Raw genomic sequence first — 11,583 nt, 5'->3', positions numbered from 1 at the left:
TCAACGCTTGTCTCCCAAGTCTAGCGGCAGGAGAGGCCCGCGCTCCACTCGCAGGATCATCCTTCGGGTGGACCAGCTGGAGGCGGTCGGGTGCATAGACTCGACCCCATGACCAACCCTGCCTCTGTCCTTCCGACCTCAGGCCCGGTCAGACGCTGGCTGGCTCACCAAGCATCCCCTGCGTGGTCGGTCCTGGCTCTGCTCTTGGTGTTGCCTGTGGCAGGAATGTCCCTGTTCAGGGCGGTCCCCACGGAGTGGCCGCTGGTGGTGGTTCAACTGTTGTCGCTCACCCCGTGGATGGTCCTGCCCTCGGCGCTGGCGATGGTCCTTGCTTTGTTTGGGCGCCGGCTGTGGGTCTTCATCACGACGGCGGCCCTCTTGGCTCTCCAATTGTTCTGGCTGTTTCCGCTGGACACCGGAAGGCCAGAAGCAGTTCCTGCGGGGACCGCCACTGTTTCCGTGAAGGTGATGAGCCTCAACACTGAATACGGTGAGGCTGACGCAAGTGCCATCGTGAAGTTGGTCCGGGAGAACGGTATTCAACTCTTGACGTTCCAGGAGCATACGCAAGGGCTGGAAGACCGACTACGCTCCGAAGGCCTGGAATCAATACTGCCGAACCTCCTGAGTGAACCCAACGACGACGCTTCCGGTGGCGCCGTATATTCCGTTTTCCGTCTGCAGCCGGAGGGGCTCCTGCCCGATACGCCATTCCGGATGGACGTCACGCGGGTCTTCATCACGGATCCGGACAACGTTTCCAAGGCCACGTTGAACCTCACCAACGTTCACGCTCTGCCCCCGGTTGATGAGCGGATGCAGCAGTGGCGCAGCGACCTTGTCCAGGTTGCCCGTCAGGCCTCCCGTCCAGGGCATCACCTGCTGATGGGTGACTACAACTCCACCTACGATCACACCGAGTTCCGCGCCTTGCTTGACCCTGCCCTGGGCGGTGGACAGGACGGCAAAAAGCTCGTCGATGTTGGAACAGCCTCAGGCGGACGGTTCTCCCCCACCTGGCCAATGGAGGGACCACCTCTTCCGGGAATCGTGATCGACCATATGGTTACTTCGCCCCGAATCAGCAGCAGTGGCTACGCGGTCCACCAGGTTTCCGGTTCTGACCATGCGGCCATTGTGGCAACGCTGGTCATCCCCGCCAGTTAGAGTGCGCCCGTGCTTCAGCTTTCCTTGCGGATGAGCTTGTGGTTGGCTGCCTGGGCCACCGGGCGGACAACGATCTGGTCCAGGTTGATGTGATGTGGCAGGGAGACTGCGTACTTGACGACGTCGGCCACGTCCTCTGCCGTGAGGGGCTTTTCGACTCCGGCGTAGACCTGGGCGGCGGCGTCCTTGTCGCCCAGCCGGTTAAGGGCAAATTCCTCCGTGTGGACCAGGCCCGGCGCTACCTCGATGACACGGATGTTGTGACCCACTTCTTCCAGCCTTAGGGCGTTGGTCATGGCGTGCTGGGCGAACTTTGCGGCGTTGTAACCGGCGCCGCCTTCGTAAGCGGCCAGTCCGGCGGTGGATGTCAGGTTGAGTACGGTTCCTTCCCCGTCCTCCCTCAGCATCGGAAGGAATGCCCGGGTGATCTTCATGGTGCCCAGGACGTTTACCTGGTACATCCACTCCCAATCCTCAGTATCGGCATTCGCGATCATGTCCGCGCCCCGGGCACCTCCGGCAATGTTGATGAGGGTATCGGCTCCCCCGGCTTTGGAAACTGCCTGCAAAAGGGCAGAGACGTCGTCGTCGCTGGTGATATCGGCCGCAAACGGAATGGCGCCGGTTTCGGCGCCCAGCGCACCCAGTCGTTCGGCCCTGCGGGCCACCGCAAAGACCTTCCAGCCTGTGGAGGCCAACGCCCGCACCGTGGCCTCGCCGATGCCCGTGCTGGCACCGGTAACTACTGCCGTTTTGTTCTGAACTGGATAAGCCGTCCGTGCTGCCAAAGTCATGGCACTACACTATCGGTGGTCGCCGGCACCGGCCGAAGCAGCCCGTAACGGCGGGCCATGGAACAATTGACCCATGGCTGAATCAACGCAGGGTACAGACACGCCCGCCACCGCCCCCATCAACGTTCCCGACAAGCCGGCCCTCGAAGGCCTGGAGGCCACGCTGACGCAGCGTTGGCTGGACGAAGGGACCTACAAGTTCAATCCGGACACCACCCGGGAGCAGGTCTACTCGATCGACACTCCCCCGCCAACCGCCTCGGGCTCCCTTCACGTGGGGCACATGTTCTCGTTCACCCAGACAGACGTCCAGGCCCGCTACATGCGCATGACCGGAAAGAACGTCTTCTACCCCATGGGTTGGGACGACAACGGCCTGCCTACCGAGCGTCGCGTCCAGAACTACTACGGTGTGCGTTGCGATCCCGCCATCCCGTACAACGCCGACTACCGTCCGCCTGCGCAGCCAGCCAAGAACCAGCGCGATTTCGACGTCGTTTCCCGCCAGAACTTCATCGAGCTGTGCGAGGAACTCGCTGTGGAGGACGAAAAAGTCTTCGAGAACCTCTTCCAGACCCTCGGTTTGTCCGTGGACTGGGACCTGACCTACCGCACCATCGATGACACCTCCCGTGCGGTATCCCAGCGTGCCTTCCTCGCCAACCTCTCTGCCGGTGACGCCTACATGGCCGAGGCTCCCACCCTCTGGGACGTTACCTTCCGCACCGCCGTGGCGCAGGCTGAGCTGGAGGACCGCGAGGTAGCCGGCGCGTATTACCGCTACCCCTTCTTCACCGAAGACGGCGAAAAGATCTTCATCGAAACCACGCGCCCGGAGCTTCTTGCCGCCTGCGCCGCGCTGGTGGCAAACCCCGACGACGAACGGTACAAGCCGCTCTTTGGCAAAACAGTGAAATCCCCGCTGTTTGATGTAGAGCTCGAAGTAAAGGCCCACCCTCTCGCCAAGGCGGACAAGGGTTCCGGCATCGCCATGGTGTGCACCTTCGGTGACCTGACCGACGTCACGTGGTGGCGTGAACTGCAGCTGCCCACCCGCGCCATCATGGGCCGCGACGGCCGCATCATCGCCGAGACCCCGGAGTGGATCACCACCGACGCCGGCAAGGAAGCCTACGCAGCGATCGCTGGCAAGACTGCTTTCTCCGCCAAGGAAGCCGTAGTGGAGCTTCTCACTGCAGCAGACCTGCTGGACGGCGAACCGAAGAAGATCACGCACCCCGTGAACTTCTTCGAAAAGGGTGACAAGCCCCTTGAGGTAGTGACCTCACGCCAGTGGTACATCCGCAACGGCGGGCGCGATGAAGAACGCCGCGAACGCCTGATCGGCCGTGGCCAGGAAATCAACTTCCACCCTTCCTTCATGCGCTCCCGCTACGAGAACTGGATTGCGGGCCTGAACGGCGACTGGCTGGTATCCCGCCAGCGCTTCTTCGGCGTGCCCATTCCCGTCTGGTATCCGCTGGATGCCCAGGGCAACCCGGACTACGACCACCCCATCCTGCCCTCGGATGACATGCTCCCCGTGGATCCCGCCGCGGATGCAGCCCCAGGCTTCGAGGAAGCTCAGCGCGATCAGGCCAACGGCTTCACCGGTGACGCCGACGTCCTGGACACTTGGGCCACGTCCTCCCTTACCCCGCAGATCGTGGGTGGCTGGAGCCGTGACGAGGAACTGTTCTCCAAGGTCTACCCCTTCGACCTCCGCCCCCAGGGTCACGACATCATCCGCACGTGGCTGTTCTCCTCCGCTGTCCGCGCCGACGCCCTGCAGAAGAGCGCGCCTTGGAAGCATGCAGCTATCTCCGGGTGGATCCTTGACCCGGACCGCAAGAAGATGTCCAAGTCCAAGGGCAACGTGGTTGTTCCCACGGATGTCCTGAACGAGTTCGGCTCGGACGCTGTCCGCTACTGGGCAGCCTCGGCCAAGCTCGGCGCAGATACGGCCTACGAGATCGCGCAGATGAAGATCGGCCGCCGGTTGGCCATCAAGCTGCTCAACGCCTCCAAGTTCGTGTTGAACCTTGGGGCCACCGAAAACTCCGTCGTGTCCAGCGATCTCTCCGTACTGACCAATCCGCTGGACCGTGCACTGCTCGCGCAGTTGTCCGATGTGGTTGCCCAGTCCACCAAGGCGTTCGACAACTATGACTACGCGCGTGCCCTGCAGATCACAGAGTCCTTCTTCTGGCAGTTCACTGACGACTACGTCGAGCTCATCAAGGACCGCGCCTACGGTGCGGCCGGGGAGTCGGAACAGGCATCCGTGCTGGCAGCACTGGCCACCACCTTGGACTCCTTGCTGCGCCTTTTCGCGCCCTTCCTGCCCTTCGCGACCGAAGAGGTGTGGAGCTGGTGGCGCTCCGGCTCGGTTCACCGCGCCCAGTGGCCGGCCGCACTGGAAATCGCCGACGGCGACACCACAATGCTTGGCACTGTTGGGGTAGCACTCAGTGGCATCCGCAAGGCCAAGTCCGAGGCCAAGGTGAAGCAGCGCACCGCAGTACTCTCAGCATCCATCACCGCCAATGAGATGCTTGTTGCGCAGCTCAAGGCTGGACTCGGGGACCTGAAGGCAGCCGCGAACGCACAGGAGATTGCACTCCAGTCCGGCGAGGGTGAGCTCACGGTCAGCGATGTTGTCCTGGCACCGGCAGAGGAAACGCCCGCGTCGTAGCCCAGCCCGCGTCCTTGGCCCATTTTTGGGCAAAGGGGAAGCCCCATCAGCGTTTTGCCGTTGGTGGGGCTTCGACTTTTCGGCTGTCCGGTGACGGCTTGACAGTCTGGCGGAATCCTCGGAATTTCAGGTCTTACTACCTCGTCACTGGTAGCTTGCTTCCAACTTTGCCAAAGGCTGCGTTGGTTGCATATCACTGAATCTTTGGTTTCCGTGTCCCTCTTCTTTCGAAGTGGGTAAGAACCATTGTGGTCCCGTCGGAGACCATGCACAAGGCCTCCGGCAGAACTACAATCCTGTAGTTCTGCGGAGGCCTTTTTCGTGCAGCTTTCCTGCAGCCCGGGCAAAGCTATGGCAGAGTATGCTCATGCCGGAACTTCCCGAAGTGCACGGCCTGTGCACGTATCTGGACACCCAACTCCGTGGAGCCGTACTGTCCAACGTCCGCATTAACTCCATCGCAGCCCTGAAGACGGCTGATCCCCCTTACAGCTCACTTGAGGGCCGGACCATCCTGGGCACCCAGCGCTTCGGCAAATTCATCAGCCTCGACGCCGGGGGCCTGTTTTTCGTCTTCCACCTGGCGAAGGCAGGATGGGTTCGCTACACCGAGCATCCCTCGTCAGCAGGGCTCCGCATGGGCAAGAGCAACATCGCCGCCAGGCTATTGCTGCACCGGGCGGCCGATGACGCCCACATCGGTCTTGACCTGACGGAAGCCGGCACCAAGAAAAGCCTGGCCATCTACGTAGTAAGGGATCCCTTGGATGTTCCTGGAATCGCAACCCTTGGCCCGGAACCACTCAGCCCCGACTTCGACGAAAATGCCCTGGCAGCAATCCTTAGGTCAAGTTCCCAACAAATCAAGGGACTTCTGCGCAGCCAAAGTGTCATCGCCGGGATTGGCAATGCCTACAGCGACGAGATACTGCATGCTGCCAAAATCTCTCCCTTCGCCATCGCCAAGTCGCTCGACGGCGAAACAGTACAGCGGCTCTACGATGCCATGCAGGAAGTACTGGTGGGCGCCGTGAACGCGGCAGCCGGAAAGCCTTCCAGCGAGCTGAAGGACACCAAGCGAAGCAATTTCAGGGTGCATGCCAGGACCGGGCTACCCTGCCCTGTCTGTGGTGACACTGTGCGTGAGGTGTCCTTCGCGGACACCTCACTGCAGTACTGTGCCACCTGCCAAACCAACGGAAAGATCCTCGCGGACCGGCGCACGTCACGCTTCCTGAAGTAGCTCCAGGCAGCTCTGGTTCAGGTTGAACCGCGAAGCTCTAGTTAAACTCAGGGCTTTCCGTGCGGCTGCGCTTAATTTCGAAGAAGTGCGGGTACCCGGCAAGGGTTACCGTGGCGTCCCAAAGCTGTCCCGCCTCTTCGCCCCTCGGAATCCGGGTGAGGACCGGGCCGAAGAAGGCCGTACCGTTTACCGCGACCACGGGTGTTCCGACATCCTGGCCCACCAAGGAGATGCCAGCCTCATGACTAGCGCGCAATTGCGTGTCGTAGTCGTCGGAACCAGCGAACCGTGCCAGTTCAGCGGGAAGCCCAACCTCTGCCAGGGCCTTCTCAATCACGGAAGTACGGTCCTTGTTGCCCTCATGGTGGATCTGCTCCCCCATGGCGTCATACAACGGCTTGACGTAGCTGCTGCCGTGCAGTTCCTGGGCCGCGATGATCACACGCACCGGACCCCAGCTGTCGTCCATCATTGCCCGGTAGTCGCCGGGAAGGTCACGGCCCTCGTTGAGCACCGACAGGCTCATGACATGCCAATCCGTCTCAATACCCCGCACCTGCTCCACCTCGCCGATCCAGCGCGATGTGATCCATGCGAAGGGACAAACGGGATCGAACCAGAAATCGGCTTTGTTGACGGACTGCTCAGGCAAATTCTGTTCGGGCACAGGAAACTCCTCGACAAGAGTGGAAACGGGCGTGGAGCGACGCTGAATCAGTGAAACCGCCGCTACTAGGCCAACGGCTGGCTAGGCCGACTTATTCCGGCGCTTCGCTACGACGTCGTGGCCGATCATGGTCGGCTGGGCCTTGTTATCCACGACATCAGCGGTTATGACCACAGTTGCGATGTCATCCCTGCTCGGGAGATCAAACATGACTGGCAGCAACACTTCTTCCATGATGGCCCTCAGGCCACGTGCCCCTGTGCCGCGTTCAAGCGCTTGGTCAGCGATGGCGTCCAGCGCGTCGTCGTCGAATTGCAGCTCCACACCATCCAACTGGAACATCTTCTGGTATTGCTTCACCAAAGCGTTCTTGGGCGTGGAAAGGATCTGGATCAATGCAGGACGGTCGAGGTTCGAGACGGTGGTGATCACCGGCAGGCGGCCGATGAACTCCGGAATGAGTCCAAACTTCAGCAGGTCTTCGGGCATGACTTCGCCGTAGGTGTCCACGTTGTCCCGGACCTCGTTGAGCGGCGCTCCGAAGCCGATGCCCTTGCGCCCGGACCGGGAACCGATGATGTCCTCGAGACCGGCAAATGCGCCTGCCACGATGAAGAGCACATTGGTGGTGTCGATCTGGATGAATTCCTGATGCGGATGCTTACGTCCGCCCTGTGGCGGCACGGAGGCAACGGTGCCTTCGAGGATCTTCAGCAGGGCCTGCTGGACTCCTTCGCCCGAGACATCCCGGGTGATCGAGGGGTTCTCGCTCTTGCGGGAGATTTTGTCGATCTCGTCAATGTAGATAATGCCTTGTTCGGCTTTCTTGACGTCGTAATCTGCCGCCTGGATGAGCTTGAGCAGGATGTTCTCCACATCCTCGCCAACGTAGCCTGCCTCCGTGAGCGCCGTGGCATCGGCTACAGCGAACGGCACATTCAGCCTGCGCGCCAGCGTTTGTGCCAAGTAGGTCTTGCCACAACCGGTTGGGCCAATCAGCAGGATGTTGGACTTGGCGATCTCCACATCCTCGTGATGCGGACCCTCACCAAGGCTGCCGGCTTTGGGAGCGTGACCAGCCTGGATGCGCTTGTAGTGGTTGTACACAGCAACCGCCAGCGACCGCTTGGCAGGTTCCTGGCCAATGACGTACTCCTGCAGGAAATCGAAGATCTCCCGGGGCTTGGGCAATTCAAAACTGCCAAGGTCCGAAACTTCCGCAAGTTCTTCTTCGATGATCTCGTTGCAAAGCTCGATGCACTCATCGCAGATGTACACACCGGGCCCGGCAATCAGCTTCCGTACCTGCTTCTGGCTCTTTCCGCAGAAAGAACACTTCAGCAGGTCCGTGCTCTCGCCAATCCGAGCCATGTGTGAATCCCTTCGTTACATGCGGGTGATGCGGCTCCGCGCCGTACTCAAGTGTGCGGCCTGGCCGGGGTTGGCACCACCGTGACAACATCCACTCTAGGTCACAATGGGCTGCTTGGGCGGAAACAGAACGCCGGTGCGGTCCATATTTCGCGAACCGCACCGGCGTCGTTTTACTGTCTGCTACCTGGCGATTGCCTGGGGCTTGATCTTGCGGGAGTCCAGAACCTGGTCAATCAAGCCGTAACTCATGGCCTCGGCCGCGGTCAGGATCTTGTCGCGCTCGATGTCGTTATTGACCTGCTCGGACGTGCGGCCGGAGTGGTGTGCCAGCGTGTCCTCAAGCCATGTACGCATGCGCATGACTTCAGCAGCCTGGATCTCGAGGTCGGATGCCTGGCCGCCCTGGCCGCCGGACAACGCGGGCTGGTGGATCAGCACGCGTGCGTTCGGCAGTGCCAGCCGCTTGCCCGGAGTTCCTGCTGCAAGCAGCACAGCAGCCGCGCTGGCTGCCTGGCCCAGGCATACCGTCTGGATCTCGGGACGAATGTACTGCATGGTGTCATAGATCGCCGTCATGGCGGTGAAGGATCCACCTGGCGAATTGATGTACAACGTGATGTCGCGGTCCGGATCCGTCGATTCAAGGACCAGCAGCTGGGCCATGATGTCATCGGCAGAAGCGTCGTCAACCTGGACGCCGAGGAAGATGATGCGGTCCTCGAACAGCTTGGTGTACGGATCCTGGCGCTTGAAGCCGTAAGGGGTACGCTCTTCAAACTGGGGCAGGACGTAGCGGCTGGTTGGGAGATTACCGGCAGACCATCCGAAGTTGTAGTTCATGTCATTACTCCTGGGTTTCAGTGGTTCTTTGGTGCCGGTTAGTTTTCGGAGCCTGGCTCGGAGTTCGACTGGTTGGCCGTTCCACCGCCACCAGCTACCGAGCCTGCGTGGGCCGAGATCTTGTCGAAGAAGCCGTACTCCAGGGCCTCGGTGGCCGTGAACCACTTGTCGCGGTCGTTGTCCTTGAGGATGGTCTCCACAGTCTGGCCCGTCTGTTCGGCAGTGAGTTCCGCCATGACCTTCTTCATGTGCAGGATCAGCTCGGCCTGGATTTTGATATCCGAAGCAGTGCCACCGATACCACCGGAAGGCTGGTGCATGAGAATACGGGCGTTGGGGGTCGCGTAGCGCTTACCCTTGGTTCCGGAGGAGAGCAGGAACTGACCCATGGAGGCAGCCAGGCCGGTGGCAACAGTGACAACATCGTTGGGGATGAACTGCATGGTGTCGTAGATGGCCATGCCGGCCGTCACGGAGCCACCGGGCGAGTTGATGTAAAGGTAGATGTCCTTCTCGGGGTCTTCAGCCGAGAGGAGGAGCAGCTGCGAGCAGATGGCGTTGGCGTTCTCGTCACGGACTTCAGAGCCAAGCCAGATGATGCGCTCTTTCAGCAGGCGGTTGTAGATGTAGTTGTCCTGGGCTGCGGGATCGACAGTTGCCATCCGGGGAGCCTCTGATTGCTGTGACATAAGTACTTACCTCTCGCTGGTGCCAGTGACCTCACTGAACTTCACTACTTGGACACTAACCGTTTTCAGGGACGATTTGTTCGCCGGAATCGCGCTGTTCGCTGACGGCGCACGATTGGAGCGGGCCCGCAGATCCAGCGCGCTTATTGTATGCGGACTTGTCCGTTCAGGGCTTAAAACAAACCGACCCCGGATCTGCTGATCCGGGGTCGGTTGATGTGTTTTGACTAGAACTTCACGGCTGCGGGGTCATCGCTGGCGACAACATCCGCTTCCTCGCCGGCTTCGGCAACTGCAGACTCGTCGGCAGCAACCTCGCCTGCGGGGCGGACGAAGTCGCTGAGGTCGACCTTGTTGCCTTCAGAGTCGACAACCTCGGCCTGGCCCAGCACAACGGCCAGTGCCTTGCGGCGGCGTACCTCGGAAACCATCATGGGAACCTGGCCGCTCTGATCGATGATCTGGGCGAACTGGTTGGGGTCCATGCCGTACTGGCTTGCCGTGCTGACGATGTAGTCGATCAGCTCGTTCTGGCTGACCTCAACTTCTTCCTTGTCCGCAATGGCGTCAAGGATGACCTCGTTCTGGAAGGCGCGCTCGGTGTTGGCCTTGACCTCGGCGCGGTGTTCCTCGGTGTCGTGGTCACCTTCGCCGTGGGCGTTCTCCGGGTTGAAGTGAGCTTCAATCTGCTCTTCGACAACCGAAGCCGGAACAGGGACCTCGACGAGCTCTACAAGCTTGTCCAGAACCTTGTCGCGGGCCTCAACACCCTGTCCGACAACCTTGGAATCGGCAGCCTGCTTGGCGAGGTCCTCGCGGAGCTCAGCAAGGGTGTCGAATTCCGAGGCCAGCTGGGCGAAGTCGTCGTTGGCCTCAGGAAGCTCGCGCTCCTTGACGGCTTTGACAACAACCTTCACCTGGGCCGCCTCGCCGGCGTGGTCGCCACCAACGAGCGTGGTGTCGAAGATTGCCTCTTCGTCGGCGGACAGGCCGGTTACGGCCTCGTCCAGGCCCTCAAGCATGGTGCCGGCACCAACCTGGTAGGACAAGCCTGAGGCCGAGTCGATTTCTTCGCCATCGATCGTCGCGGTGATGTCGATCGTGAGGAAGTCCTCGTTCTGTGCGGGACGCTCCACGGACTTCAGGGTGCCGAAGCGGCCACGAAGTTCATCCAGGGCCTTGTCGACGTCTTCAGAAGAGGATTCGGCCGCAGCAACCTCAACCTTGATGCCTGCGTAGTCCGGCAGCTCGATCTCGGGGCGTACGTCAATTTCCACCTGGAACTTGAGCTCGCCGTCGGTGGCGGACGGGTCCGGAACCTCGGTGATTTCAACTTCAGGACGGCTCAGGGGACGAACACCCGTTTCCTGGACAGCGGCCTGGTACCAGCCGTTGAGGCCATCGTTGATGGCGGTTTCCAGGACATAGCCACGGCCAACGCGCTGGTCGATCAGCTTGGACGGAACCTTGCCCTTGCGGAATCCGGGGACCTGGATCTGCGAAGCAACAGTCTTGTAAGCGGCATCGATGCTCGGCTTCAGTTCCTCAAAGGGAACCTCAACGTTGAGCTTGACCCGCGTGGGGGTGAGGTTCTCGACAGCGCTCTTCACAGTCTAAGTACTCCTGAATTTGTGGGTATGGGGTTCTGCCGCATCCCTGAGGCGGACACGAAACACAGAGTCGGGGTGACAGGATTTGAACCTGCGACTTCCTGCTCCCAAAGCAGGCGCTCTAGCCAAGCTGAGCTACACCCCGAATGCACAGGACAGTCTACGGGCAAGCGGGCCCGGAATGCACATTTGACACCGCCGCCGGAATTAGGTTTAGTTGTACCCGGCTTCAACAGCCACCGGGAAGATGTCCTAAGCGAGAGATCCATACAAGGATCCAGCAGGAGATCCATCCGGGGACGTAGCTTAATGGTAAAGCCTCAGTCTTCCAAACTGATTACGCGGGTTCGATTCCCGTCGTCCCCTCCAGTAAAAAAGCCCCAATCTTCGGATTGGGGCTTTTTCGTTGTTAGGACCAGCAAGCGCTGGGTTATAGGACAAAACGTGTGTAAATCCCGGGTGTGTCATGATCGTCCGGCCCAGCCTGCGCGGTGCCAGAGGCCT

The 11,583-nt window shown here is 60.7% G+C and carries 9 protein-coding genes and 2 tRNA genes; 4 read left to right on the top strand and 7 right to left on the bottom strand.

Going from position 1 to position 11,583, the window contains the following annotated elements; translation table 11 throughout:
* Positions 1–108: 108 nt before the first annotated feature.
* Complete coding sequence (locus tag ACFX4T_RS07545; protein ID WP_377651360.1) at positions 109–1,167, top strand: endonuclease/exonuclease/phosphatase family protein; 1,059 nt, start codon at positions 109–111, stop codon at positions 1,165–1,167.
* A gap of 14 nt (positions 1,168–1,181) precedes the next feature.
* Here the strand turns inward: ACFX4T_RS07545 and ACFX4T_RS07540 are convergent, their stop codons facing one another.
* Positions 1,182–1,961: an SDR family oxidoreductase gene (locus ACFX4T_RS07540; RefSeq protein ID WP_216925480.1), complete on the bottom strand. Its 780-nt coding sequence runs from the start codon at positions 1,959–1,961 to the stop codon at positions 1,182–1,184.
* A 73-nt stretch (positions 1,962–2,034) separates the two neighbouring features.
* Between ACFX4T_RS07540 and valS the strand changes: the two genes are divergently transcribed.
* Both valS and ACFX4T_RS07530 read left to right on the top strand, forming a co-directional pair.
* The gene (gene valS, locus ACFX4T_RS07535) at positions 2,035–4,656 is read left to right on the top strand and encodes a valine--tRNA ligase (RefSeq protein WP_377651359.1); all 2,622 of its coding nucleotides are present in this window, start codon (positions 2,035–2,037) and stop codon (positions 4,654–4,656) included.
* Positions 4,657–5,023: 367 nt separating this feature from the next.
* The gene (locus ACFX4T_RS07530) at positions 5,024–5,899 is read left to right on the top strand and encodes an Fpg/Nei family DNA glycosylase (RefSeq protein WP_377651358.1); all 876 of its coding nucleotides are present in this window, start codon (positions 5,024–5,026) and stop codon (positions 5,897–5,899) included.
* 37 nt (positions 5,900–5,936) lie between these two features.
* Here ACFX4T_RS07530 and ACFX4T_RS07525 read toward each other — a convergent pair whose 3' ends face one another.
* From ACFX4T_RS07525 to ACFX4T_RS07500, 6 genes are all read right to left on the bottom strand, one after another.
* A complete protein-coding gene (locus ACFX4T_RS07525) occupies positions 5,937–6,566 on the bottom strand; it encodes a DsbA family protein (protein WP_377651357.1) in 630 nt (209 codons plus the stop codon).
* A gap of 81 nt (positions 6,567–6,647) precedes the next feature.
* Positions 6,648–7,937 (bottom strand): ATP-dependent Clp protease ATP-binding subunit ClpX, encoded by a 1,290-nt coding sequence (gene clpX, locus ACFX4T_RS07520; protein ID WP_216925477.1) that lies wholly within the window; start codon positions 7,935–7,937, stop codon positions 6,648–6,650.
* Between the two features lie 183 nt (positions 7,938–8,120).
* Positions 8,121–8,780, bottom strand: a complete 660-nt coding sequence (locus tag ACFX4T_RS07515; protein WP_216925476.1) for an ATP-dependent Clp protease proteolytic subunit — start codon at positions 8,778–8,780, stop codon at positions 8,121–8,123.
* A gap of 38 nt (positions 8,781–8,818) precedes the next feature.
* Entirely contained in the window at positions 8,819–9,442 is a 624-nt protein-coding gene (locus tag ACFX4T_RS07510; protein ID WP_275964122.1) for an ATP-dependent Clp protease proteolytic subunit, read from the bottom strand.
* A 254-nt stretch (positions 9,443–9,696) separates the two neighbouring features.
* The gene (tig, locus tag ACFX4T_RS07505) at positions 9,697–11,079 is read right to left on the bottom strand and encodes a trigger factor (protein ID WP_377651356.1); all 1,383 of its coding nucleotides are present in this window, start codon (positions 11,077–11,079) and stop codon (positions 9,697–9,699) included.
* A gap of 70 nt (positions 11,080–11,149) precedes the next feature.
* Positions 11,150–11,224, bottom strand: a tRNA-Pro gene (locus ACFX4T_RS07500).
* Between the two features lie 150 nt (positions 11,225–11,374).
* Here ACFX4T_RS07500 and ACFX4T_RS07495 point away from each other — a divergent pair.
* Positions 11,375–11,448: transfer RNA gene (locus tag ACFX4T_RS07495), tRNA-Gly, on the top strand.
* Positions 11,449–11,583: the final 135 nt, after the last annotated feature.

The organism is Paenarthrobacter sp. YIM B13468 (assembly GCF_042788025.1).
In the GTDB taxonomy this organism is placed as follows: domain Bacteria; phylum Actinomycetota; class Actinomycetes; order Actinomycetales; family Micrococcaceae; genus Arthrobacter; species Arthrobacter aromaticivorans.
The sequence above is the reverse complement of the archived record's forward strand: the minus strand, read 5'-3'. Positions and strand labels throughout refer to the sequence as shown.